The organism is Nostoc sp. (assembly GCF_036917155.1).
Lineage (GTDB): Bacteria > Cyanobacteriota > Cyanobacteriia > Cyanobacteriales > Nostocaceae > Nostoc.
In genome coordinates, this window is record NZ_JBALDZ010000020.1 from 92,405 (window position 1) to 116,488 (window position 24,084).

The window sequence follows — 24,084 nt, forward strand, 5'->3', positions numbered from 1 at the left end:
TGAAATTCAGCCAGAAACGACACTAAAGATGAATCCTAATGAAACCCATTAAAGTTTTAGCATCTGCCTGTAAATATTGCCGTCATTACCAGCCAGAGGGTCGCCGTGGTGGAACGTGCCAGCAGTTGGGCGCACCAGTTCAAGCAACTTGGAAGGCTTGCTCTTTGGCGCTCCCACCTTTTGCACCTTCTTGGGAAACCTTGGAGGATGCTTGGGGTTTGCCAGATGCAGCCCCAGTTTTAACATCTTGTCAATCTCTAGCTTCAGATTTAGACAATACTGCTCTTGCCCCGATAGAGGAAATAACTGCCTCTATATCTGAACAGGTAAAGACTAAAGCAGTGGTTATTTAGTCATCCATTATTACTGGACTGAGTTTGTAGTCTACTTAAAATAAGATTTGTTTTTAAGATTTTTAGTGCTGTAAAAGTTGATATCTAAAGAAATCGCACCCTTTAGTCAGGTGCGATTTTTGCAATTCTAAGGCAACCAAGGGAAAGAGCGAAAATCTGGTGGACGCTTTTCGAGAAAGGCTTGTTTGCCTTCAGACCCTTCTTCTGTCATGTAATAAAGTAGGGTGGCATTGCCAGCGAGTTCTTGTAAACCAGCTTGTCCGTCACAATCAGCGTTGAAGGCGGCTTTAAGACACCGAATTGCGATCGGGCTTTTTTCTAAAATCTCCTGCGCCCATTGAATACCTTCCGCTTCTAGTTGTTCCACTGGAACAACACAATTAATTAAGCCCATTTCTAGCGCTTGTTGTGCATCATATTGGCGGCAGAGAAACCAAATTTCTCTAGCTTTTTTTTGTCCCACAATGCGGGCGAGATAGCTGGCTCCAAAACCACCGTCGAAACTGCCGACTTTCGGCCCAGTTTGTCCAAAAATAGCGTTATCGGCGGCGATGGTCAGGTCACAAATCAAGTGTAGAACGTGTCCACCACCGATCGCATATCCAGCAACTAAAGCAATCACCACTTTCGGCATGGAACGAATCAGGCGTTGTAAGTCCAGCACATTCAAGCGGGGGATGCCAGCTTCGTCCACATAACCTGCATGTCCCCGTACACTTTGATCGCCACCAGAACAGAAGGCATATTTGCCATCAGTATGTGGACCATAGCCAGTAAATAGGACAACACCAATAGTGGTATCTTCACGAGCATTACAGAAAGCGTCGTACAATTCAAAGACGGTTTCAGGACGGAAAGCATTGCGTTTGTGGGGACGGTTGATGGTGATTTTCGCAATGCCATCAGTTTTTTGATACAGAATATCTTCGTAGGTTTTGGCAGTTTGCCAGTTAATTTGCATTGGTATGGAGTGCGCTGTTGTGCTTGAGAATTTTATCGCGGACGTAGGGACAAGCGATACCTGCGGTGGGCTACGCCCTATGATTAGGTGAAATTATGATTCGGGTAACTTTAGAAAGAAACGAGTTGTTTGCTGGTCAGCCTAATAAGCCGTCGTATGTAATATTAGCTGACAAATCACTGCCTAGGGTTAAAACACGTTCCAAAATAGCCAAGTTCACGAGAGTGAACTACTGAGAGCATTTTGAGATTTAAGTCTTAATTGTTTGACTTAATTGTGATGAATTCAATTAGATAAATTCATTAACTAACAGTTCTTTTTTTTAAGATTTTATTTACATCTATGTCAGTGTTGTGTCATTAATATGTCAAATGTGTATATAGAAGTTCAAATAAAAATCTTTCTAAAGACAGATGAATAATTAAAGTAAAGGGTATGTAAATACCTGGTAAAGAATAGTATTTTACTTTGATTAAAGAATATAGCTGTGGTAGTCTACTTATGTAGAATTACTTAGTTATCAATCAAGTGCATAGTATAGAACACTCTAGTACTCTAATACTAGAAAACTTATTGTTTAAAGGTTTAGCTGCTATAGCCTTAGCTGCTATTACATTCTCAGTATCTAATACACCTGCATCAGCCGTATCACTAATTGGTGATAATCCAGGTTCTAATTCACCATTATTAGACAGTGAAGGTATATCTGACGATGCACAATCAGCTGTTTCCTTCACACTACTTACAAGCAACAATTATAAAAATACTGATGCGCTACTGAGTCGAAACAACTACTTTGCAGAAATAAATCCTATCGTTGAGACTGTTAACAGCACACCTGCTAGTATTGTAAGTTTTAGAGAAAGTATAACTGTTTCAAATGGGTTTGCTTTTACTAACCCCACCCCATATTTTGACATTGATGTAACACAAATATCAGAACCAACACTACTAAATGAACCTAATACATTACCAGGATTATTTGTATTAACTGGATTTACATTATTACTATGTAGAAAGAACAAGAAAGATGATGATTAATTAGTGTAATAAGCTGTTAAGTACTTAATTTACATGTTGAGACCGTAGGGGAGCAGAGGAGAGGGTTTGAAGTTCTTACCCACAATTTCAATTGTGCAACTTGTATGCACAACAGTTTACCAAGTTGTGATAGTTGCTTAGAAAACGCTATATAGCAATACGCTTGGGTTAAGGCTAAAACTCTGTTATCAAAGTCAAATTTTTAACAAACCGCCTTCGCGTAGCGTCTCGTAGAGAAGACGCAGAGGACGCAGAGAAAAGAAAGAAATGCTTAACTGAACCGTATTGCGCTATATAGTCTCAAAAGCCTACTTTTCTCGTGGCTTTCATGACGCGATCGCAGTTTCTATCTAATCCGTCAAAACCTTTCCTTATAAGCAGTTAGGATTCGCGGACAAGTCTATTAGGATATTGTCGAATTTGCAAGCAGCCAAGCCTTCTGAGTCCATGCGTTATTAAATAACCCGACCTCTGCTTTTAATTCAAATGAATGGGGTGGTGATTGTAGCAACAATGGCGAACCTTTATCATGGGCTTCAACTAAGTTAACTATCCAGGGAAGAAAGTCTAAGATTTCTTTTGGTAGTACAGTTAACTCGAAATCCCACACCAAATTTAGACCCCGGCATACTTGTCCTTTTCTGAACACCGTCACTCTACCAGCACTCTTGTTAATCGCCAGTCGAAGAATGAATGGACGAAACGGGACAAATTCATCGGGTGCTGTATAAGCGTATACATTTATATAGTTCAGTCTTTGCCTATGATCCATCCAAGATGCTATCGGTGAATTACTACTATAAGATGTACCAGTTATAATCACTGGCATATTCATAGCAGCAGCAAAGTTAGAGTAGAACTTATGCCTTAGTTCGCTAACAATATGTTTAGCTTCTGGGTTCATGGTTGCTACACCTATTACAAAAACGATACCTGCGATCGGCGACGCTAACGCATGGCTTCATAAGAATTATTTTCTTAAACCTCCTGCCGACGCTCTCTACGAGACGCTAAAAGCGAACGCGGACTCGCTCTAAGCGAAGCCATGCCGTTCGCGTTAGCGTCTCTGAAAGAGAAGGCTTTACGCTGCGCTATCCATCTCTCTGTCTTTCTTCGGTCAACCAAAGCAAAAAAAAGGCAGACGCCTTATCTGCCCTCAAGACCTGAGAGTTAAACTCTTGGTTTTAGACCTTAATAGGGTCGAGAGTATCCTCCTCCACCTCGTCTACCACCAGAAGAACCTCCATCAGTCTTGGGCTTGGCTTTATTAACTTTTAAGCTTCGACCCATCCATTCAGCATTATCAAGGGCATCAATCGCTGCTTGTTCTTGTGCGTCTGATTCCAATTCCACAAAGCCGAAACCTCTCACCCGACCTGTTTCTCGGTCGATAGGCAATTGAACATTTTTGACAGTTCCGTATTCTGCAAAGACTTGCCGGAGGTCATCTTCTTTAACCTCATAAGATAGATTACCGACGTAAATTGACATAAAATGTCTCCAGAATCAGAGGATGTAGAGATTTAGATCCGGAGAGGTCTGTAATACAAGTATATATAAAAACAAACTACATAGCCGAATTTCATCTTCCACGCACATTCTAACATAAATTAAAAAGTTATGTTCATCAGCAACACTATACTTATTGCAATTCGATTTGATTTTTGAACTTATTTTCCTAAGTAAGAAGTAGGAAATAAGGAATCAGCTTTTTCAAGTTGTACGGATTTTTTCCAAAATCAAATCGGAAAAATCCATCTACGAGCGATCCCATAAAATTTGAAGTTACCAAAAATTTTAATCCCTGAACTTATTTCTCTTCAAAGAGTATGAGTAATTTTGAAATTTTATTCACTCAAAAGTTCGAGAGGGTGCAATTAAATAAAACCAGTGCGATCGCTTGTAACGTAAAATTAATCTCCATCCAGCATTTGCTAACACCTTGACGCCCATGTTTTGCGACTACCTGATCCAAATCTTGACTGCCCGTGTGTATGATGTTGCCCAGGAAACACCACTTGAGTATGCCCCAAATTTATCGGCGCGGCTGAATAATCAACTCCTGTTGAAACGTGAAGATATGCAGTCAGTATTTTCTTTTAAATTACGGGGTGCTTATAACAAAATGGTGCAACTGCCACCAGATGTATTAGCAAAGGGTGTAATCGCGGCGTCTGCGGGGAACCACGCTCAGGGAGTTGCCCTTGCAGCCAATCGCTTGGGAACCAAAGCGATTATCGTGATGCCAATAACTACACCTCAAGTCAAGGTGGACGCTGTGAGAATGAGGGGCGGGGCAGTTGTGTTACATGGAAACACCTACGACGATGCTTATAGCTATGCCCGTGAATTAGAAGTAGAAAAAGGATTGACCTTTATTCATCCCTTTGACGATCCTCATGTCATCGCTGGACAAGGAACAATCGGGATGGAAATTTTACGGCAATATCAGCAACCGATCCATGCGATTTTTGTTGCAATTGGAGGAGGCGGATTAATTTCTGGGATTGGGGCTTATGTGAAACGGTTGCGTCCCGAAATCAAGATTATTGGTGTTGAACCAATAGATGCTGATGCGATGTCTCAATCGCTCAAAGCGGGACATCGGGTGCGCTTGTCCCAAGTGGGATTATTTGCTGATGGGGTGGCGGTGCGGGAAGTCGGTGAAGAAACCTTTCGTTTATGTCAGCAGTATGTTGATGAAATCATTTTGGTGGATACAGATGATACTTGTGCTGCAATTAAAGACGTGTTTGAGGATACGCGATCAATTTTAGAACCAGCTGGTGCATTAGCGATCGCAGCTGCTAAAGCCTACGCCGAACGAGAACAAATCCAGGGAGAAACCTTAATTGCTGTTGCTTGCGGCGCAAACATGAATTTTGATCGCCTCCGCTTTGTCGCAGAGCGAGCAGAGTTTGGTGAACGCCGCGAAGCGATCTTTGCAGTTACAATTCCAGAAGAACGGGGAAGTATTCGCCAGTTTTGTGAATGTATTGGCAACCGTAATCTTACTGAGTTTAATTATCGCATTGCCGATGAAAAAACAGCCCATATTTTTGTAGGTGTGCAAATTCAAAACCGTGCTGATGCTGCAAAGATGGTAGAAACCTTTGAAGCTCATGGATTTGAAACCCTTGATTTAACAGACGATGAACTAACCAAGTTACATCTGCGGCACATGGTAGGTGGGCACTCTTTCCTGGCTCACAATGAATTGCTCTACCGTTTTGAGTTTCCCGAACGTCCCGGCGCATTGATGAAGTTTGTTACTTCCATGAGTCCCAACTGGAATATTAGTCTTTTTCACTACCGTAACAACGGCGCCGACTACGGACGAATCGTTGTTGGTATCCAGGTTCCCCCCCACGAGATGGAAGAATGGCAAGCTTTTCTCGATCATTTGGGCTATCGCTATTGGGATGAAAACAAGAATCCAGCATATAAGTTGTTTTTGGGATAGGTGGGGAGTGGGGATTGGGGAGTGGGGACTGGGGACTGGGGACTGGGGAAGATGGGGGAGAGTAGGGAGTAGGTAATAGAGCAATACAGTTCAGAATGAGCAACAAAACACTTGTAGAGACGGTGATTTACGCATCTCGAAGACCCAAAATTGTTGCCAGTAGCCCTTAACCCAAGCGTATTGGGTAATAGAGAGCAAACAATAGAGGTGCAGAGAGAGGGAAAGGAGCAGAAAAACAATACCCAATCCCCAATACCTAATCCCCAATCCCCAATACCCAATCCCCAATACCCAATTCCCAATGCCCCATGCCCCATGCCCCATTCCCAATTTAACGAGAACTACTCTTCAATATCAGATTGGAGTCCCAAGTATAGAAGCCGATTTGGTTAGGAACTCTAGAGAATCTGCCTGTACGATAGCCTCTAGATAATTCATTCAGCACCTTATTTTTGATCTCTCTGAGTTGCTGAGAATCTAGTTCTCCATAAATTCCGGCGATGACTTCAGCAACACTGAAAACTTTACCTGGATTTTCTTCCAACAGAGAGGTGAGGGCATCAATTAAGAATTGACCCTCAAAGGCTTTGAGCATCGGTACTGTTTTTGTCGGGGGTATGAAAGGCTTCTTATTTTTGTTTTTGATACTCCTAGAAGCACCATTGCGATTATTTGGGGCTACCAAACTTAAATCCAGAGTATAACAACCTGGTTCATCGGGAATAGTTACCCAGTAATTCCTTTCTCTGCCTTGGGTGAGGGAAGATTGCACCCTACCTTTAACTACTCTGAATAGATTAGAATCTAACTCTCCATAAAGCGATCGCACGATAAAATCGATATGACAAACAGTACCTATCTGCTCTTGCAATAGCTGTTTTATGGCTTCCATTCGCGAGATAGTGTGCTGATATTGAGGTAGTAAGGGGATTTCTACCACCTTCGTGGAACTATCGTTGTTCTCTGGGGCGATCTTTGGATCTGTTGATGTAGTTAGAGGTTGACTCTCTTTTGTATCAACAGCAGCAGAAAAAGAATTATTGATCTCAACCTGATTTGAGTCTTTTTGTTCTGACTGTACAGACTCCACTAAGTTGATTTCGTCGATGTCATCAAGGGGTGATAAAAACCGCAAAGAACCTTCTGGGGAAAGATTTGAGGTTTCATCAGCCGCAGTTAGTCTTGATATCTGTTTGTTGGCATCAGAAAAAGACCAGTTAGACAACAACGCTTCTACATGATCGAGCTGCGATCGCGCCTGTACAAAGAGGCGTTCGTACTCTTCTGTGAGGCGAGCATAATAGTCTCGTAATTCCAACAGTGGCGAGAGAAAAGTGCCCGGAGGCGGTTCTAATTGTCCATTTTGAGTCATAAGGCTTTAATCAATTTAAATCGATGTCACTTTTATAAGACATTGCTCTGGGTTTTGCTTTGTGAGATGCTGGCTGGGATTTCTTAGGCGGTTGGGGAGGGCGACATCTCTCACAATATAAGGGTCGAGGGCCGAAAGTCTCGCGCTTTGTCAGATCGTTACACTCTTTACAGACAAACTGGAAAACACGAGTATGAATCTGTCTTTTGTGCGCCCTGACAGTATATTCCCTAACATCAATGAATTTACTTGCCATAATTCAGGAATTGTGAATTGCCGTCGTATCAATGTCTTATCAATATAGCTATTCAAGCAAATCAAACCGCATCAGTGTGTGTTTATGTAGAAGTTTTATTCAAATCAGTGAATTTAACGCCTAGCATAAAGTGCAGATGAGCAACTTGAGAGTTAGCCATTGACTATTCTCTCAGCATATAAGAGGAGCAAACACTAGCACCATTTCTTAGGCGCAGGCGATTTACATTGCCCTCATCTTCCTGTCTAAAAAAACAACCACCCCCTAAAAATAGAAGGTGGTGCACGATCGCTAATCCAAGTATGATTGCAATCAGTTTTATCCAGTAAGACTACTGCTGACTGGGAACAGCAGGTTGTGATTGAGGTTGTTGGCGTAAACGGCGCAAAGACTCCCGCAACTTGTCCTGGCTAGTGTTATCTCTTCGCCGCCGCCTATTTGTGGTTGCTTGTGGCTTTTGTGATGAATCGGTAGCCGTTGGCTCACGTCGGAGGCGGCGTAAGGACTCTCTTGCATTTCCTTGAGTGCGAGTTGTCCTTGCTTCAGATGACGAGCTTGTAGAAGGACTTTCCGCTCTTTGAGGTTCCAGTCGCCGACTCAATCCAGATATTGCTGGTTTTGTGGTTGTAGCTTCATTAGATGAGGGTGGTAACTCTCTGCGCCTGCGTCTTGGAGCTTCTTCTGTGGAGTTGTTAGCAGCCGTTGTCTGCCGGGTTCTCTCTTCGGCTTGTCTTTGTGTTTTCCGTTCTTGAGCTTGGCGGTATCGTCGTGAACCTTGTATAGCAAATTCAGTGGCGATGGACACTCCTTGTCTACCACCATCTGCGGGTTTTAATTTCCACTCACGCGCTTGTCTGGCAGTTTCTTCATCTAATTCGCGGCTTCCACTGGAGCGAGCAATTCGCACATTCGTAACATTACCTTGTGCATCAGTATCTACAGCTACTTCTACTCTGCCTTCGACTCCTCGCCGTCTTGCTGCCTCTGGATATTTAGCATTACATTCACGGCAGGCTGCACGACCATTACCATTACCATTACCTGAACTGTTAATTTTTGGAGGTGTTGGTGCTATTGGCGCTGTTGCTACTGTCGGACGGTTTCCTACTTCATTGCCAATTCCACTGCCAGTGCCGCTACCAATCCCACTGCCAGTGCCGCTACCAATCCCACTGCCAATTCCACTGCCAGTGCCAGTGCCAGTGCCGCTACCAATCCCACTGCCAATTCCACTGCCAGTGCCAGTGCCAGTACCTCCACCAGTGCCAGTACCACTACTTGTACCTATAGCAATACCACTACCTGAGCCTAAAGCAACACCAGAACCGCCACCACCGCCACCGCCACCCGCCGAACTTGCTTTGGAATCTTCAGATCGGGCTGATTGTGGAATGGATGCAGATTTAATAGGAACTTCTGGCGCTGATTGTGGAACAGGTGCAGATTTCACAGGAACTTCTGGCTTGGTAACAATTGCTTTTGGCGGTGTATTTGTCAGCTGTGGTTTCTGAGCGACTGCTGTAATCTGTTCTTGCTGCTGAATTTTTTCTACTGGTGGAGTTTCTGTAGGCTGTTTTTGGACAATCTCTGGTTCTTTTTTGATTTCTTCTGGAATCTCTGCAATTGGTTTTTCTGGTTCCGCAGTCGGAGAATCCACGATCGCAAACTCTATTGGTTCTTCTTCACCTGTAGGCACTCTCGTCAAATAATTACCTATACCTGAGGACAGTACGCCGATATGCAGCGCCAGTGAACCTATCAGACTGTAAGTCAGAAAAGACTTGAGAGCCTCAACTTCTTTGGAACGTTGCTCGACAGTAGTGCCGGAAAAGCTCATAGCTATTGCTACCTATTCTCACTAATTTAGTTATATTAGAATGCATGGTTGCAAATATCAAGTAAAAAATTAAAATTATTTCGGGCACTGTTACGAACAGCATACTTAATAATGAAAAACTCCACGCCACTTGCGGGATGGAGTTTTTGGGCATGGGGAATAGGGTATGGGGAAGAAGCTATCAATGCCCAATGCCTTGTTTGGCCCAAGCGACGGGGCGACTATCCCTCCACAGACACCTGGGGATGGAGTTTCCCGTCACTTTCAATAAAAATATCTTTACTGTTGATTATGAGGATTTCTAGATACAATTAATTTTTGTGTGATGTCTTAATTAAATTAATTTATGTAAAACAAAAAAGATTAAATAAAATTAATGATGATTAGATTTGAAAAAATCATCGTTCCATCTTAGACTCTATTGAGAAAAAGTTTCATTTTTAGCTTGATTCTGATAGTCTGATTTTGTATTGTTGATGATGTTTAGAGGCACTACATGGGAATTCAGAGTTTGTTTGAAGCAGGCGGTGTGGTCATGTTACCCCTGCTGGCCTTTTCAGTCTTGGCAGGGGCACTAATGATTGAGCGGGCAAAGTTTTGGATACAGATTGGTAAGCGTCAAAATCGGGTAGTGCGAGAGGTTTTAAATCTTTATCGACTTGATAATGTCGTGAGTGCTGTAGATAAGCTGCAAAAAAACGTAGATTTACCTATAGCACGCATTTTTCTGGCTGGACTACAGCTAGAAAGACCGACTCCAGAAAAATTTCGTTTGGCTTTGAAAAGCGAAGCGCAAGCAGAAATCCCTATGCTCAAGCGGTTTCAAGCTGTATTTGACACTATTATCGGGTTAGCACCTCTGATGGGACTTCTCGGCACAATTTTAGGATTAATTCGCTCATTTGCGGGACTGAATATTGGTGATGTCGGAGGTACTAAAACTGGTGCAGTCACTGCTGGTATTAGTGAAGCTTTAGTTGCTACCGCCTCAGGATTGATTGTGGCTATCTTTGTGCTTTTAGGAGCCAGCATCTTCCGGGGACTATACCAGAGACAGATAGCAATGATTCAAGAGTACGGCGGACAGTTAGAAATACTGTTCCTCGATCGCTATGACCAACTCGATCGCCATGAACAACAGGAGAAGTCCTATGGATCTAGATGATAATGAACCAGATTTACCACCATTTATAAATGTAGTACCTCTGATTGATGTAATGTTTGCCCTTTTGACATTTTTTATTATGTCAACGCTGTTTTTAACACGATCGGAAGGGCTACCAGTAAATCTACCGAAGGCAGCCACGGCGAAGGAACAGCAAATTCCTACTAAAATTACCATCACCGTAGATGAAAAAGGTCAGGTAAGCCTAAACCGCGATCCAATAGTAGTTAATGATTTAGCCGCGCAAGTGCGGACTTTAGTTGGTTCTAACACAGATGCATTGGTGATTATTAATGCCGATCAAAAAGTATTGCACGGTGAGATAGTGAGCATAATGGATCAAGTACGTCAGGTGAAGGGAGCAAGGTTAGCGATCGCTACCCAAAGATAAAATGTAGATACATTATACCTAAAAAGTTCAGAGAGTCAGAAAAATTCTCTATTCTGACTCCTAACCGCTTCTTGTATGATGTCTACTACGAGCTACGCTGACAATGAATTTGAAAGACCACTAGTCCTTATGTTAAAATCGCTCCACCCATCAATCGCTCATACCGATACTTCAACTCTTCTTTCATCAAATACCAACGCTCTAAAGTTGCATCCATCTCTATAATTTTTTCTGCTGCTTGTCGGGCTAAAAGTAAAACTTCTTCATCTTCAACCAAACTCGCTAAGGTAAAATCTGGCACTCCTGATTGACGAGTTCCCAGTACTTGCCCTGGGCCACGAAAACGCATATCCATCTCGGAAATGAAAAAACCATCCTGAGATTGTTCCAATACCTTCAAACGTTGTTGAGCATCAGGACTTCTGGAACTGCTGATCAACAGACAGTAAGACTGAGCCGCGCCACGACCGACACGCCCCCGCAGTTGGTGCAGTTGTGATAAGCCAAATCGTTCCGCATTTTCAACGAGCATCACCGTAGCATTAGGTACGTCTACACCAACCTCAACAACGGTAGTAGAAACTAAAACCTGTGTTTGGTTATCGCGGAATTTGGTTATCGCTTCATCCTTCTCGGCTGAACTCATGCGACCATGCAGCAGCCCCACTTGAAAGTCGGGAAAAACACTTTCCTGTAACTTTTGATGCTCATCAACAGCCGATCGTAAATCCAGTTTCTCTGATTCTTCTACCAGGGGTAAAACCACATAAACTTGTCTACCTTGGGCAATTTCTCGGCGGATGAGGTCATAAGCATGGTTGCGTTGCTGACCTGACAATACTGTTGTCTGAATCTTTTGCCGTCCTGGCGGTAACTCATCAATCTGGCTGACATCTAAATCCCCGTGTATTGTCAGTGCTAGGGTTCTGGGAATTGGGGTAGCTGTCATCGTTAACACGTGGGGCTGTTCGCCTTTTTGCTGCAAACGCGCCCGTTGTTCTACCCCAAAGCGATGCTGTTCATCTATCACTACTAACCCTAGTTGCTGGAAGTTTACAGGGTCTTGAATCAAGGCATGGGTTCCCACCAATAGGGGTAATTCACCAGTTCCTAACTGAGAATGTATTTGTCTTCGTTTAGCAGCTTTGGTGGAGCCTGTCAGTAATTCCACTGGTAAATGCAAGAGATTAAACCAACTAACTAACTTGCGATAATGTTGTTCTGCCAAAACTTCTGTGGGTGCCATCAGCGCCGCTTGGTAGCCAGATTGAATTGCCGCGAGGATAGCCAGCACGGCAACAACTGTTTTCCCAGAACCGACATCGCCTTGCACCAAACGATTCATTGGGACGGGTTTTTGTAAATCGTTAAGAATGTCGTTGAGGACTCGTTGTTGTGCGCCAGTGAGTTGAAAAGGTAATATTTCGTAAAATTTCTCTACAAGTTGACCGCGTGGAACAAGGATGGCGCTAGTTTGAATCGCTCTTGCTTGCTGTTGACGTTGTAGTAAACCAAGTTGCAGATAGAAAAATTCATCAAAGACTAAGCGACGACGGGCAACTTGTAGGGCGGCGCTATCGCTAGGAAAATGGATATTAGCGATCGCATCTTTCAATTCCATCAAACCATACTTCTGTCGCAAACCACTTGGCAAAGGGTCTTTCAAGTTAGCCGCAGCAGGCAAAGCAGTAATTACCGCCTGTCGCACTGTATTCGCCACCACGCCCTCAGTCAGTCCATAAATTGGCACTACCCGCCCAATATTTAGCGACTCAATCGTATCTCCTGGATTTGCCAAAACCTCTAGTTCGGGATTATCTAGTGTCAAGCCGTATTTACTTTCTTTCACCAACCCACACGCCGCCAGAATACTACCGACTGGATAACGGCGTTTTAAACTTTCTTGCCAAGCGCGACTGCTAAAGCGCGTACCTGCGTAAAAACGACCAATTTTGATTTGACCGCTATTATCTTTTACTACGAGTTCTAAAATTGATAATTTCTGATTTTTCGGGCTAGTAAAGCAGTTGCAACGCTTCACAGTTGCCACTATTGTTACCGTCTCACCCGCCTGTAACTCGCGGATATTCACCTGACGCGCATAATCAATGTGGTCACGAGGATAGTAGAAAAGCAAGTCGCGGACGGTGTGTAAACCAAGCCCTGCCAAATTATCAGCTTTTTTGAAGCCGATTTCTGGCAAATCACTGAGTTTTTGGTCTATGTTGGGTGCAAGCCTCCGACTCACCTCAGCAACAATTGAAGATTTCGGATTTTGGATTTTTAATTGATTAATTCTCCCCTGCTCCTCTGCTCCTCTGCTCCCCTGCTCACCCCGCTCCTCTTGCTGTAGTTGTGATAGATACCTGCGAGTTTCTGCTACTAAGTGTTGTCTTTCTTCCAATTCTAGATGTGGATAACTGGCAAATTGCACCGCTAGTCCTTGCCAACGGCGGCGTTCAGTTTGGGGTAAGCCTGTTGGGAATTTGCCCAAAGTTAGGCTCAGAAATTCACTGAAACGATATTGTCTGCCCACCAAGTCTGTAAAGCCATGTTCGGCTTCTATTGCTAAGGCTTTGTGCAATCTTATCCAATCTGGTTTTTCATTAGTCATTGGTCAGCAGAGTTAGAAGTTAGGGAGTTAGGAGTGAGGAGTTAAGAGTTAGGAATAAATAACTCATAACTCATAATTCATAACTCATAACTTTATTCAAACCAACTAGAACGCCATGCGGCTTCAGCTTCCGCGATCGCTCTTTCCCGATGTTTCTTTTGATACTCTCGTCCTAGCTTGTTTAGCTGAACTAAAATATTGCGGATTTGCCTGCGTTCAGAGGAGAGTGTCACATCAGCAAATTCAATTTCCCCTAGTCGCAGGTTAATAGCCATAATTTGTGTGAGTCCAGAATCTTCTAACTGCTGCTCATTTTCAATTTCAATTACTAAGTTTAATAAGTTTGGTGGCCCTGGCATTACCTCGGCAGATGCTTCTGATGCCGCTGCCGCTGCTGCTAAAATCGGTTCTGGTAATTTTTTGGGTAATACACCAGCTTTCTGTAACAAAAGATTAGCATCGTGCGAAAGTTTTTTCAGTATCTCTTGCGTGACCTCTTCTAATTTCTGTTGCCATTTTGCCAGTTCTATAGGATTAGAGGTATCGGGTATAAGAGGCTCAGGGATAGACTTGTCCAGAGTCACAGAAGATGAGGAAAATTTTACTCCCTCATCCCCCTCATCCCCCTCATCCCCCCCAGCTTCCTCACTTTTAACGTAAATGAGCAATTGTTCAGCCGCTAGTTGACCCAACTTGCGGATGGCTTGTTGCAATTGTTGCCGCTGATTCAATGACAAATGCAGAAAGTTTTCGGGATACCCTTGGGTACAGAGGTGGTAACTTGCGAGAATCAACTGTTTTCGTACAGCTAGCCCTAAGGTGGCTAGATAACTAGCATAAGCGGTCTGTAGTTCTACTGCGATCGCTCGGATCGCTTCTTTCAGTGCTGCAATATCCTGCTCAATTCGCTCGATTGCTCTTGCCATATATTTTCGTTCTTGCCCATCTGAACCATTAAATAGTACAAATGTACAATTTTATTTTAGGATAACTTTCCAGAGAATTTTAGATTTTAAATTTTTAGATTTTAAATTAAATGCGATATTTCGCGTCTGTAATAAATAAAATACAGGTCAAGCAAATAGCCTGACCTGTTTTGTCATTAGTCATTTGTCCAGAGTCTAATGACTAATGACTAATAATTAGACACTGCCAATTTGTGCAGCGACTTCATCAGCAAAGCTAATTTCTTGCTTTTCAATGCCTTCGCCAAGTATATAACGGACAAAGCGAGTTACTTGAATCTCTTCGCCTAATTGCGCCTTCGCTTGCTTCAAGAGGTCTTCCACGGAAATACTCTGGTCGCGAATGTAAGGCTGATCGAGCAAAGCCAATTCTTTTAGGCGTTTATCAATCCGTCCCTGAACAATTTTCTCTTTGATGTTATCTGGCTTGTTCGCCAAATCATCCTTGCCCAATTCAATGTCTTTTTCCTTCTGGGCAACTTCGGCAGGGATTTGGTCTACGCTGACATACTCGACATTTGGGCAAGCCGCAACTTGCATTGCAGCGTTCCGTGCCAAGGTTTGGAACTCTGAATTAGCAGCCACTGACTCAGTTTGGGAACCCAGTTCTACTAAGACACCAACTCGACCGCCAGTGTGGATGTAGCTGTCTACTACACCTTGTGTGCCCTCTGCTATTGCAAAATTAACAAAGCGACGCACTTGGATATTTTCACCAAGAGTGGCAATACTTTGCTTGATGAATTCTTCTACAGTCCCACTTTCATTCTCAATATAGGGTTGAGCTAGCAAAGACTCAACACTATCAGCTGTCGCTGCTTGCTTTGCTAGGTTCTTAACTAAAGCTTTAAAAGCCTCGTTACGAGCAACAAAGTCTGTTTGACAGTTGACTTCTATGAGTACTCCCACTTGACCACTAGGCTGAATGTAAGTGTCTACCAGACCTTCTGCCGCAATGCGATCGCTTTTTTTGCCAGCTGAAACTAAGTTCTTTTTTCTTAGCCAGTCTATGGCTTCTTCTATGTTGCCATCATTCTCTATCAGCGCCTTTTTGCAGTCCATCATGCCGGCACCAGTTTTTTGGCGTAGCTCTTGGACGAGTTTTGCAGATATTTCCGCCATGTTGCCTCAATTCCTAACTTGACCTCGAGTTGTAATCGCTCACCTAATTTAGTACTGAGTGCTGAGTTTTGAGTGTTCAGTTATCAATTTTATTCTTCATTGACAAATCACAACTTACAACTTCAAAAATCAAGACTCAGCACTATTCAATTTGCTGAGTCTTTCTATCTTACTCAGCACGGGCTAAACGCCCCGCTATCCATGTACAGCACTCAGAACTCTTCACTCTTCACTCAGCACTATTCTTCTGTTTCCTCGTCGGGGATTACGGCATCAGTATATTCGGTTTCTTCGTAGTCATCGTCATACTCACTACCGTCGTAATCTTCGTAATCCTCTTCAGCTTCCAGCTGACCATGACGACCTTCATAAATGGCATCCGCCAATTTTCCGACTATCAGCTTAATTGATCTGATCGCATCGTCGTTTGCGGGGATGGGGATATCTACTACATCTGGGTCACAGTTTGTATCCAGCATGGACACAATGGGAATATTCAGCTTTTGGCATTCTTGAACTGCGTTATATTCCCGCCGTTGATCTACAATTACCACAATATCGGGCACTTTCCGCATTGTTTTAATGCCGCCCAAGTATTTCTGAAGCTTCGTCATTTCCCGACGTAGCATCGATGCTTCCTTTTTCGGCAATAAATCTAGTGCGCCAGTTTCTTCACGGCGTTCTAAATCTTTCAGGCGGTCTACCCGTGTTTTGATGGTTGCCCAGTTGGTCAACATTCCACCTAACCAGCGTTGGTTAATGTAGTGGGAACCACAACGGCTGGCTTCTTGGGCAATAATTCCAGCTGCTTGGCGCTTGGTGCCGACAAAAAGAAATTTCTTCCCTTGTTCTGCGTTTGATCGCATGTAGTTGTAAGCATTATCCATCAACTGGGCAGTTTGCACCAAGTCGATAATATGCACACCATTGCGGGAAGTATAAATGTAAGGAGACATTTTTGGGTTCCAACGCCGGGTCTGATGCCCAAAGTGAACCCCTGACTCCATCATTTGAGCCAATGAAACTACTGGCATATATTTTTCAACTCCGATTCGGGTTAAACCTCCATCCAAGTGTATTTCCCAACTGGGAAACACCCGAATTCTTAGATGTGCGAGATTAGTTAACCATACTAGGTTAGCATATTCCGAAGTGTTGTAGCTGGTTGACAGAGTGAGTGCGAGAAAATAGTGCTGTCCAATTGTTGAGTGGGCAGCACTATGATTGTAGTAATGAAAATCTTGCTGCTTTATGAGGTCTACTGGCGGTCTTCTTGATCCTTGGGTTTAGGTTTTTGTCGCCGTTGTTCTACCTGATCGTCGATAGTTTCTCTCATTTTGCGATCGGCAGCGTCCATCGCAGAATACTTAAAGCGGTTGATTATACCACTGAACAAGTTGCTAAAGAATCTTTCGATTTCCTGCATAATTTTATACCTCAATACTTAAAGGTAAATTCTTGACTCGACATTAGCCTTGGACTTCTAATGGAAGTGGGAAATGAAACGCTAATCTGTACTTGAAGTATCTGTTAGCCTATTAGCGTATTTAAGTACTTAAAGGACTGGCGGTTTATTTATCCTTTAAACAGTTTTGCTTGGGAATGACTGTATAAAACAATATTCTCAATCAAATCAGTATTGTTGAGACTTAAAAGATTGAAACGCTTTGGACGTTTATATTATTGTATTCTGTCTAAGGTAATAAATGTGGCAAGGACACAGGTAACAAATTGTTTCCTTGGCAAATTTGTGGGCAGGGGCCTGTATGTTACTCAATAGTATCAGGGTCTACATTGAGCGATCGCAACCTCGCCTTTAATTGTTCTATCTGCAATTCTGCCTGTTCTGCTCGTTGGCGTTCCTGTTCTGCTCGTTGGCGTTCCTGTTCTACCAGTTCTTCTGCCTGCTGTCTTGCTAAAACTTCCTTTCGTAAAGCCTGTGCCAGTTCATCAGGGATCAGTAATTTTTCGCCTGTATCCTCAGGGTAAAACCCAATTAGTCTTCCCTCAATCACCAAGCGTAGTTGTAACGGTTCACTACGTCCATCCTGTATAGGTTCGTAGATTTCTCCTCGCAGGCGATAGCCACGTAGCTGTTGTTCCACCCACTCGCCTTTAGGATCAAATAGCCAGTATTCCTTGACACCTAGCTGCTCATAGAGGGTCTTTTTGAATATTTCGTCTTGTCCCTTAGTCCCAAAGGATGTCATTTCAAAAATAACTGTGGGTACTTGACCCTCTTCCCAGATTTTATAATTGTCCCGACCGCCAGATGCAACATCAAAAATCACCATCACATCTGGGGCTACCCGCAACTTGGGAAAACCCTGTGCATAGTAAAGAAATTGATTTCCTAATACTGTTGCCTGACGATTTGCCAAATACTGTTTCAGGACTTCTAAGGTAGTTAGTAAGGCATAAAGGTGGTCGTAGGTTTCTGCCACTGGTTGACCATCAGCACTGGGGTAAAATATTTCTGATTCGACACTAACAGGTAAAGTAGCAGTCATGGTTGTAAAATCAGTGCTACGAGATTATTGTAGAACAACTCTAGTTCTTCCTAACTTGAGATGTGCAAGCTTTTCAAAATATAACTAGATAATTCACAAAATCCTTCCCCTTCGGCAGCAGTGGTAATGTAAGCAGGCTGATATTTCAACTGATTCAAATATTCCAGCACATTAGCTACGCCTACAGAAACAGGAAAATAACGCCGATCGAATAAACTTTCATCATTGGGGCTATCGCCAACAGTGACAATTTGTTCTAGTGAGTACTGGGGCAAATATTCACGCAATACCTGCAACAATCCCACAGCTTTATTTTGCCCTTGGGGTTTAATGTGACACTGCACGTTGCTATAGGTAAATCCCCAGCCCAGATGTTGACAGAGATGATCTAGGGTTTGTAGTTCATTTTGACGCAAACCAGCTACGTCAAAAGTCCAGTCGGTGAGGCGAAAGCGATTATCAGCAGATTCTTGGATTTGGGGAAATTTAGTTTGTAAATTCTCAAAAGTGGTAGCCAAGTGCTGACGATGTTGAACTAAATCGGGAATGGGTGTTAAGACTACTGGTTTCTGGTTCTCAGGTGGAAAGTACAAACCGCCATTTTCTGCGATCGCACCTGCCACTGGCATCAAGCTACTCAATCCACTCACCCAGCCAGCAGAACGTCCGGTGACAATCAGCACTTTAATGTCAGCTGCGGCTAAATCCTCTAAAGCTTGCAGTAGTGCGGGAGTAAATTTTCCTCGTCTAGTCAAGGTGCCATCCATATCTGTGGCTATCAGACGAATCTTGCTCAAGCAAGTAGATGAAATCTCAGACAGGTTAGGGAGGCTCAAATGTCTGGACATATACGATTTGTAAAAAGCTGTAAAAAATATCAATGATACAGCAAGATGGCATTGGTTTTTTGGGCATCCTAAACATCAGGAGTCAAGTTTTTCAGTTTCCAACCATGCCCACTTCGATGTTTCTTGCCCAATCCTCTGGGACAAAGACTAAAAAGGCATCCCACGAAGTGCCAGCAAGTAATCCTCAAATACCAACATTATTGTTGGTAACTTCTGGAGGACTGGCTTTAGTGGTGATTGCTTTGATTGTGTATAGTAAGCTCCAGATGAATCAGCTGGAGAAAAAACTCAAGTTTGAACAATTCCGGGCGCGAGAACTAGAGAAAAAGTTTAAGCTGGCGCTGGAAACAATTCGCAAAATGGAAACGAATCCCGATTTGGTGAACTCACGAGACTTTAACCTAGATTATCTGCGAATGCGGATGTCAGAGGAGGTGTTTCATTTTGCAATTCTTAATCAAGTGAAGATTCAGATCAAAGAAAAGATTTCTCAAGCCCTGCGTCCAAATCAAGCCCAACAAGGATCAGTTGGAATTGCTAATAGCGCTGGACGGCAAGTAGATGAAATTTTTGATGTAGAGTATGAAACTGGTAGTCCAGGGAACTCTGCGAAACGAGTGCTGTTTCGCATTCAAGTCCGCTTAATGAAGTTACCGACGCAAGCAACTTCTGCAACTATTAGTCAAATTATTGACTGTATAGAAACTTACTTAAGCCCCATAGAAGACGAAGATAGTTGGCAACCAATAATTCAAGGTCGGATTGCTACTATGCATTGGGATCAAAAGGCTAAACCTACGCCTTTACTGGTGCTGGAACAATCGAATGAAGGCGTAAATGTAACGTTCCGTACTAGTCGCCAACCAAATACCCCAACTCCGCCAAAGTCACCTGGAATTAAAAAATCGGGTTCTGCTAGATAATAAATTATGGCTGTCATTGGTCATTGGTCATTGGTTATTGGTCATTCCCGGATTTCTCACCAGATTTATCAAACCGAAGTGCAGAGGTCGTAGGGGCGGGTTAAGCGAGACATTCATGAATGATGGATCATATCTGTTAACCCGCCCCTACTGAAGAGTGAGAAATGCGGGTTATTGGTCATTGGTCATTCACAATTGGACTTTGGACAAAGGACAAATGACTAAAATCATGACTGAATAGCTGCATTTGGGGAATTACGGGTTAAAAGACCATCTTCCATTTCTACGATGCGATCGGCTATGTCTAAAATGCGGTTGTCGTGTGTCACTAATAAGATAGTCGTTCCCTGATTTTTGGCTAGACTCTGCATTATTTCCACGACATCGCGTCCTGATTGTTTGTCTAATGCGGCTGTTGGTTCGTCTGCTAGCACTAGGGGGGGACGATTCACTAGGGCGCGAGCGATCGCAATTCTTTGTTTTTGTCCACCAGAAAGATTGTCTGGGTAGTAATCAACTCGTTCTTCTAGACCCACAGACCCTAGCATGGCTTTTGATTTAGCCACTGCTTCTGTTTGAGAAATATTATCGTTCAATTCTACCGCCATTTGCACATTTTGCTTTGCTGTCAAGAACCCTAGCAAATTGTGAGCTTGGAAAATATAACCAATGTTGCGTCGCATCTGCACCAGTTTGTTTTGACTGACGCCAACGAGTTCTTCACCTAAAAATTTTAAGCTCCCCTCTTGTACAGACCGCAAACCACCAATTAAGCTCAGTAATGTTGTTTTGCCCGAACCTGATGGCCCGGTCATAATTACAATTTCACCCGGATAAATTTCTAGGTTGATGTCAAATAATATCTGTTTTCTCAGTGCGCCTTTGCCATAGTAGTGATTGAGGTTTTTAATGGCAATTACAGGTTCTTGTTTCATCATAATTTTGTTAGCTATAGGTTAGCATTTTTGAGATGTAATTTTAGTGTCTGTCAAAAAATGATTTTTATTAATTAAAATATATCTGCTGGATCGGCAGAACTTAATTTTCTAACTGCGATTGCACCAGAAATAATGCACATTAGCATAGTCAAGATCAATACCATTACCGCTCGGTCAAAACTCATAAAAACTGGTAAAAGTGTTGCAGATCTGGCGCTGTTATACATAAATAAAGCAAAAACTATTCCAGGAAAATATCCTAAAACTGCTAATAGCAAAGCTTCTTGAAGGATAACTGTCAATAAATAGTTTTGTGTATAACCTATTGCTTTGAGAGTGGCGTACTCAGCTAAGTGGTCTGCAACTTCTGTGTAAAGAATTTGATAAACAATCACAGTCCCGACAATAAAACCCATGACAGTACCTAATGTGAAAATAAACCCAATAGCTGTACTATTCGCCCAGTAATTACGCTCAAAAGCAATAAATTCTTGTTTAGTTAAAACATTTACTTCATTAGGTAAATACTTTCGTAATTCTTGAGCAACAACGTTAGCATCTGCTCCCGGTTTTAATCTAATTAGCCCAATATCAATTAATCCTTTTTGACGATTGTTAAATATCCGCAGAAAGTTAATATCACTCGTAATTAAATTCCCATCTGCGCCAAATGATGCGCCTAATGTAAATAGTCCTTCTACTTTAACTCGCCGCCTCCGCACTTCTGCTGTTACAGTCTTTCCTTGATCGTAATTGGCAGCAATTGGCCCATACTCTACCCTAGAAGAACGGTCAAATAAAACTACATCAGGTAGTTTAAGTTTATCTAAATTTTCCTGAACTCCAGGTAAGTTAACTAGATTAGTTTCTGGGTTCATTCCAAATATTAGGATGCTACGAGGACGACCTGTTACAGGATTTTTCCAAATTGTAAAGTCTAAATATATCGGATGTACTGATTGAACTGCGGGTAACTCTAAAGCTTTATATAACCGTCGTTGAGAGAAGCTTCTCATCGCCAATATAGCGTTAGATTGACTGTTAATTAAAACAATATCACCTTGCAAGCTGTTATGGAATCGAACGTTACTATAATACAGAGCATCCCGGAAGCCGAGTTGCATAAACATTAAAATATCAGCAAAAGCAATTCCTGCTAAAGCCACAGCTAGACGAGTTTTTTCTCTTGTCAGTTGTAGCCACGACAGAGGGATTTTTTGATTCATTTTATAGGCATCCAAGCACAGTTAAGATAATTCGTAATTCGTAATTAAGAACATTTTCAATCCAAAATATCAAATCGTAAATTGGTATTGCTGCTCGCCTATAACTTAATTAGTTATTAATTTCAACAACAACTTTGGCGTAAGTTAAACCAGAAACTTTCTGGCTATCTTCTGGAGACAAAGCAATTTTAACTTCTACAACTCTGGCATCCACATCTGCTGCTGGATCTGTATTCAGCACATCTTTTTTACCAATTTTTCTGCCGATTTCTGTGACAGTTCCTTTTAATTCACCGCTAAATGCCCCATTGTCGCTGGTGATAGCGGCGTTTTGACCAAGACGTACTTTACCAATGCTGTCTTCGGCAACTTCAGCAATTACAAACATTTGGTTGGTTTGTCCAATTTCAGCAATACCATTTGCGCCAATCGCTTCACCCGATTTGGTGTAAACCTTTAAAATCTCTCCAGCGATTGGTGATTGAACGTAGCTCAATTTCAGTTCTGCTTCGGCTTTTCTGACATTTGCGATCGCATTGCTAACTTGAGCTTGCACTACTTGCACATCGGTAGGACTAACATCTAAAATTCTGCTCAGTTTGGCTTTTTCTTCATCGATTTGTCTTTGCAAAGTTGCTAAAGTTTTGTCACGGTTAACTTTGGCTTCGATGAGTTGCTGTTGCAAAGTTGCTAAATTTTGGATTTGATTCGCTCTAGCCTCAGCAAGTTGCTGTCGTATAGTTGCCAATGTTTGCTTGAGGGTAGCTTGGCTTTCTGCTACCTGTTGATTAGAAGTTATTGCACTCAAGCGTCTACTATCCCGCTCTTGCTGAGAAATTGCACCTTCTTTATATAAAAAATCATAGCGTCCAGCATCGACTTGGGCATTGCGCTGTTGGGCTTTAATACGTATAAGTGTTGCTCTGAGAGCTTCTCTTTGCCCACTGAGTTCAGCTTCTAGGCGATTTACTGTTGCTTGTTGGACAAGTTTATCTCCACTTAACTGGGCTGCAATCCGAGCGATCGTTGCTTGTTGACCATCCCTTTCTCCAAGTAACTGCGCTTGTAGACGAGCAATAACTGCTCTTTGAGCTTGAATATCTCTTGGAGATCCAGCCCTAACTTGCGCTAAATTCGCCCGAGCTTCTTGCACTTTCGCTTTTGCCTCTTGTAGTCCGGCTATTTGGGTATCGCGGTTGTCCAAAATTGCTACAATTTGACCTTGTTTTACCTTTTCACCCTCTCTCACCAAAAGTTGCTGAATTCGTGACGATGGCGCTAATCCTGATGATGGGGCGGACAATTTAACAACTTCGCCTCGCGGTTCCAAACGCCCTACAGCACTAATGCTATTGGTAGATGGCATTACGGGTGCAGATGTAGTTAGTTTTCTCAGCTGCTCGATTTTAGCTGTGCCTAGTATGCCAGCGGCAATTACTACTGGTACAGCTACAGCAATACCCCACCAAATCTTCGGTTGTTCACTATTAAGTGTCTGCTCACTTGGCTTTGGCTTTTCAGTCACCCTTGACATAGTATGTTGCCCATTTACCTGAATTGTGCTGATGGAAGTAAAAATAAAAGGGTTTTTAATCAACAGCCAGTCCTGTTAGGACAAGCAACGGTGGTTTAAAGCTGGGTATGGTTTAAAAATCCATTGTGTGATGAACGCTCAACACTATGGCTTTGCAAAATGGTGTTTATTTGTATGCAGTACACTTTGACCTCTTTCTAAATCTTTCTCCTAAAAGGAGAGAGACTTTGAATTTTCCCCCTTTCTGTGTCGGCAAGGGTGTTAGGGCTTAGGTCTGTATTGAAACCCAGAAGTGCTATAGTAGCTGGCTATTCAATAAGGGAACTCCAAGAAATAAACTATCCAATATTGTGGAGTGGGCATCTTGCCCGCTCTATGCACTGGGCTATCGTGTCGCCCACCCCACAAGAGTTAATTGGATATTTTTTATTTAGAAGTCCCTAATTCTGAGTATTATTGAGACATGAGTGCAATGGAAGTTAGCAGAATTCACAAGCAGTATGAATCTAGAGTAGAGACGCGACATATCGCGTCTCTACAAAAAATCCTAAATTGGTATGATGCG

General features: G+C 42.7%; 22 protein-coding genes. 6 read left to right on the forward strand and 16 right to left on the reverse strand.

Features of this window, described 5'->3' with window-relative positions; translation table 11 throughout:
• The first annotated feature begins 38 nt into the window (after positions 1-38).
• Entirely contained in the window at positions 39-353 is a 315-nt protein-coding gene (locus tag V7K67_RS02930) for a hypothetical protein (RefSeq protein WP_179067663.1), read from the forward strand.
• A 127-nt stretch (positions 354-480) separates the two neighbouring features.
• Here V7K67_RS02930 and menB read toward each other — a convergent pair whose 3' ends face one another.
• Positions 481-1,314, reverse strand: a complete 834-nt coding sequence (gene menB, locus V7K67_RS02935; RefSeq protein WP_334733966.1) for a 1,4-dihydroxy-2-naphthoyl-CoA synthase — start codon at positions 1,312-1,314, stop codon at positions 481-483.
• Between the two features lie 573 nt (positions 1,315-1,887).
• Here menB and V7K67_RS02940 point away from each other — a divergent pair.
• Positions 1,888-2,355 carry a hypothetical protein gene (locus tag V7K67_RS02940; protein WP_334733967.1) on the forward strand — a complete coding sequence of 156 codons (468 nt, stop codon included), beginning with the start codon at positions 1,888-1,890 and terminating at the stop codon, positions 2,353-2,355.
• A 403-nt stretch (positions 2,356-2,758) separates the two neighbouring features.
• Here the strand turns inward: V7K67_RS02940 and V7K67_RS02945 are convergent, their stop codons facing one another.
• Positions 2,759-3,184, reverse strand: a complete 426-nt coding sequence (locus tag V7K67_RS02945) for a hypothetical protein (RefSeq protein ID WP_335165185.1) — start codon at positions 3,182-3,184, stop codon at positions 2,759-2,761.
• Between the two features lie 362 nt (positions 3,185-3,546).
• On the reverse strand, positions 3,547-3,846 hold the full coding sequence (locus V7K67_RS02950; RefSeq protein WP_179064828.1) for an RNA recognition motif domain-containing protein: 300 nt from the start codon (positions 3,844-3,846) through the stop codon (positions 3,547-3,549).
• A gap of 460 nt (positions 3,847-4,306) precedes the next feature.
• Between V7K67_RS02950 and ilvA the strand changes: the two genes are divergently transcribed.
• Positions 4,307-5,818 (forward strand): threonine ammonia-lyase, biosynthetic, encoded by a 1,512-nt coding sequence (gene ilvA / locus V7K67_RS02955; protein ID WP_334707592.1) that lies wholly within the window; start codon positions 4,307-4,309, stop codon positions 5,816-5,818.
• Positions 5,819-6,149: 331 nt separating this feature from the next.
• On the opposite strand, the gene V7K67_RS02960 is transcribed toward ilvA, so the two are convergent.
• From V7K67_RS02960 to V7K67_RS02970, 3 genes are all read right to left on the reverse strand, one after another.
• Positions 6,150-7,190 (reverse strand): hypothetical protein, encoded by a 1,041-nt coding sequence (locus V7K67_RS02960; RefSeq protein ID WP_334707591.1) that lies wholly within the window; start codon positions 7,188-7,190, stop codon positions 6,150-6,152.
• A 10-nt stretch (positions 7,191-7,200) separates the two neighbouring features.
• Complete coding sequence (locus V7K67_RS02965) at positions 7,201-7,446, reverse strand: hypothetical protein (protein WP_099099597.1); 246 nt, start codon at positions 7,444-7,446, stop codon at positions 7,201-7,203.
• A gap of 331 nt (positions 7,447-7,777) precedes the next feature.
• Positions 7,778-9,283 (reverse strand): energy transducer TonB, encoded by a 1,506-nt coding sequence (locus tag V7K67_RS02970; RefSeq protein ID WP_335165188.1) that lies wholly within the window; start codon positions 9,281-9,283, stop codon positions 7,778-7,780.
• Between the two features lie 496 nt (positions 9,284-9,779).
• On the opposite strand from V7K67_RS02970, the gene V7K67_RS02975 reads away from it, so the two are divergent.
• Positions 9,780-10,448: a MotA/TolQ/ExbB proton channel family protein gene (locus V7K67_RS02975; RefSeq protein WP_334707589.1), complete on the forward strand. Its 669-nt coding sequence runs from the start codon at positions 9,780-9,782 to the stop codon at positions 10,446-10,448.
• Positions 10,435-10,839 (forward strand): ExbD/TolR family protein, encoded by a 405-nt coding sequence (locus V7K67_RS02980; RefSeq protein WP_334733971.1) that lies wholly within the window; start codon positions 10,435-10,437, stop codon positions 10,837-10,839. Before V7K67_RS02975 ends, V7K67_RS02980 begins: the two co-directional genes overlap by 14 nt.
• Positions 10,840-10,966: 127 nt before the next feature.
• On the opposite strand, the gene recG is transcribed toward V7K67_RS02980, so the two are convergent.
• The 7 genes from recG to V7K67_RS03015 all read right to left on the reverse strand — a co-directional run bounded on the left by recG (position 10,967) and on the right by V7K67_RS03015 (position 18,898).
• Positions 10,967-13,453 (reverse strand): ATP-dependent DNA helicase RecG, encoded by a 2,487-nt coding sequence (recG, locus tag V7K67_RS02985; RefSeq protein WP_334733972.1) that lies wholly within the window; start codon positions 13,451-13,453, stop codon positions 10,967-10,969.
• Positions 13,454-13,545: 92 nt separating this feature from the next.
• Entirely contained in the window at positions 13,546-14,379 is an 834-nt protein-coding gene (locus V7K67_RS02990) for a hypothetical protein (RefSeq protein ID WP_335165191.1), read from the reverse strand.
• 216 nt (positions 14,380-14,595) lie between these two features.
• The gene (gene tsf / locus V7K67_RS02995; protein WP_334710241.1) at positions 14,596-15,540 is read right to left on the reverse strand and encodes a translation elongation factor Ts; all 945 of its coding nucleotides are present in this window, start codon (positions 15,538-15,540) and stop codon (positions 14,596-14,598) included.
• 239 nt (positions 15,541-15,779) lie between these two features.
• A complete protein-coding gene (gene rpsB, locus V7K67_RS03000; protein WP_334710240.1) occupies positions 15,780-16,574 on the reverse strand; it encodes a 30S ribosomal protein S2 in 795 nt (264 codons plus the stop codon).
• A 224-nt stretch (positions 16,575-16,798) separates the two neighbouring features.
• Positions 16,799-16,966, reverse strand: a complete 168-nt coding sequence (locus V7K67_RS03005) for a hypothetical protein (protein ID WP_334733974.1) — start codon at positions 16,964-16,966, stop codon at positions 16,799-16,801.
• 343 nt (positions 16,967-17,309) lie between these two features.
• Positions 17,310-18,050 carry a Uma2 family endonuclease gene (locus tag V7K67_RS03010; protein ID WP_335165193.1) on the reverse strand — a complete coding sequence of 247 codons (741 nt, stop codon included), beginning with the start codon at positions 18,048-18,050 and terminating at the stop codon, positions 17,310-17,312.
• A gap of 50 nt (positions 18,051-18,100) precedes the next feature.
• On the reverse strand, positions 18,101-18,898 hold the full coding sequence (locus V7K67_RS03015; protein WP_334728934.1) for an HAD family hydrolase: 798 nt from the start codon (positions 18,896-18,898) through the stop codon (positions 18,101-18,103).
• 104 nt (positions 18,899-19,002) lie between these two features.
• Between V7K67_RS03015 and V7K67_RS03020 the strand changes: the two genes are divergently transcribed.
• Positions 19,003-19,821, forward strand: coding sequence for a hypothetical protein (locus V7K67_RS03020; protein ID WP_334709928.1), 819 nt, complete (start codon positions 19,003-19,005; stop codon positions 19,819-19,821).
• A 227-nt stretch (positions 19,822-20,048) separates the two neighbouring features.
• Here V7K67_RS03020 and V7K67_RS03025 read toward each other — a convergent pair whose 3' ends face one another.
• The 3 genes from V7K67_RS03025 to V7K67_RS03035 all read right to left on the reverse strand — a co-directional run bounded on the left by V7K67_RS03025 (position 20,049) and on the right by V7K67_RS03035 (position 23,519).
• A complete protein-coding gene (locus tag V7K67_RS03025; RefSeq protein WP_334709929.1) occupies positions 20,049-20,756 on the reverse strand; it encodes a DevA family ABC transporter ATP-binding protein in 708 nt (235 codons plus the stop codon).
• A 74-nt stretch (positions 20,757-20,830) separates the two neighbouring features.
• The gene (gene devC / locus V7K67_RS03030; RefSeq protein ID WP_334728935.1) at positions 20,831-21,985 is read right to left on the reverse strand and encodes an ABC transporter permease DevC; all 1,155 of its coding nucleotides are present in this window, start codon (positions 21,983-21,985) and stop codon (positions 20,831-20,833) included.
• A 109-nt stretch (positions 21,986-22,094) separates the two neighbouring features.
• Positions 22,095-23,519, reverse strand: a complete 1,425-nt coding sequence (locus V7K67_RS03035; protein WP_334728936.1) for an HlyD family efflux transporter periplasmic adaptor subunit — start codon at positions 23,517-23,519, stop codon at positions 22,095-22,097.
• Positions 23,520-24,084: the final 565 nt, after the last annotated feature.

What these genes read in the sequence shown, in the direction of transcription:
- V7K67_RS02965 (WP_099099597.1), bottom strand. Translation starts at nt 7,446, where the DNA reads ATGGCAAGTAAATTCATTGATGTTAGGGAATATACTGTCAGGGCGCAC.
- V7K67_RS02930 (WP_179067663.1), top strand. Translation starts at nt 39, where the DNA reads ATGAAACCCATTAAAGTTTTAGCATCTGCCTGTAAATATTGCCGTCAT.
- V7K67_RS02960 (WP_334707591.1), bottom strand. Translation starts at nt 7,190, where the DNA reads ATGACTCAAAATGGACAATTAGAACCGCCTCCGGGCACTTTTCTCTCG.
- ilvA (WP_334707592.1), top strand. Translation starts at nt 4,307, where the DNA reads ATGTTTTGCGACTACCTGATCCAAATCTTGACTGCCCGTGTGTATGAT.
- V7K67_RS02945 (WP_335165185.1), bottom strand. Translation starts at nt 3,184, where the DNA reads ATGCCAGTGATTATAACTGGTACATCTTATAGTAGTAATTCACCGATA.
- V7K67_RS03005 (WP_334733974.1), bottom strand. Translation starts at nt 16,966, where the DNA reads ATGCAGGAAATCGAAAGATTCTTTAGCAACTTGTTCAGTGGTATAATC.
- V7K67_RS02950 (WP_179064828.1), bottom strand. Translation starts at nt 3,846, where the DNA reads ATGTCAATTTACGTCGGTAATCTATCTTATGAGGTTAAAGAAGATGAC.
- tsf (WP_334710241.1), bottom strand. Translation starts at nt 15,540, where the DNA reads ATGGCGGAAATATCTGCAAAACTCGTCCAAGAGCTACGCCAAAAAACT.
- V7K67_RS03035 (WP_334728936.1), bottom strand. Translation starts at nt 23,519, where the DNA reads ATGTCAAGGGTGACTGAAAAGCCAAAGCCAAGTGAGCAGACACTTAAT.
- V7K67_RS02990 (WP_335165191.1), bottom strand. Translation starts at nt 14,379, where the DNA reads ATGGCAAGAGCAATCGAGCGAATTGAGCAGGATATTGCAGCACTGAAA.
- V7K67_RS03015 (WP_334728934.1), bottom strand. Translation starts at nt 18,898, where the DNA reads ATGTCCAGACATTTGAGCCTCCCTAACCTGTCTGAGATTTCATCTACT.
- menB (WP_334733966.1), bottom strand. Translation starts at nt 1,314, where the DNA reads ATGCAAATTAACTGGCAAACTGCCAAAACCTACGAAGATATTCTGTAT.
- V7K67_RS02970 (WP_335165188.1), bottom strand. Translation starts at nt 9,283, where the DNA reads ATGAGCTTTTCCGGCACTACTGTCGAGCAACGTTCCAAAGAAGTTGAG.
- V7K67_RS02975 (WP_334707589.1), top strand. Translation starts at nt 9,780, where the DNA reads ATGGGAATTCAGAGTTTGTTTGAAGCAGGCGGTGTGGTCATGTTACCC.
- rpsB (WP_334710240.1), bottom strand. Translation starts at nt 16,574, where the DNA reads ATGCCAGTAGTTTCATTGGCTCAAATGATGGAGTCAGGGGTTCACTTT.
- devC (WP_334728935.1), bottom strand. Translation starts at nt 21,985, where the DNA reads ATGAATCAAAAAATCCCTCTGTCGTGGCTACAACTGACAAGAGAAAAA.
- V7K67_RS03010 (WP_335165193.1), bottom strand. Translation starts at nt 18,050, where the DNA reads ATGACTGCTACTTTACCTGTTAGTGTCGAATCAGAAATATTTTACCCC.
- V7K67_RS02980 (WP_334733971.1), top strand. Translation starts at nt 10,435, where the DNA reads ATGGATCTAGATGATAATGAACCAGATTTACCACCATTTATAAATGTA.
- V7K67_RS03025 (WP_334709929.1), bottom strand. Translation starts at nt 20,756, where the DNA reads ATGAAACAAGAACCTGTAATTGCCATTAAAAACCTCAATCACTACTAT.
- V7K67_RS03020 (WP_334709928.1), top strand. Translation starts at nt 19,003, where the DNA reads ATGCCCACTTCGATGTTTCTTGCCCAATCCTCTGGGACAAAGACTAAA.
- recG (WP_334733972.1), bottom strand. Translation starts at nt 13,453, where the DNA reads ATGACTAATGAAAAACCAGATTGGATAAGATTGCACAAAGCCTTAGCA.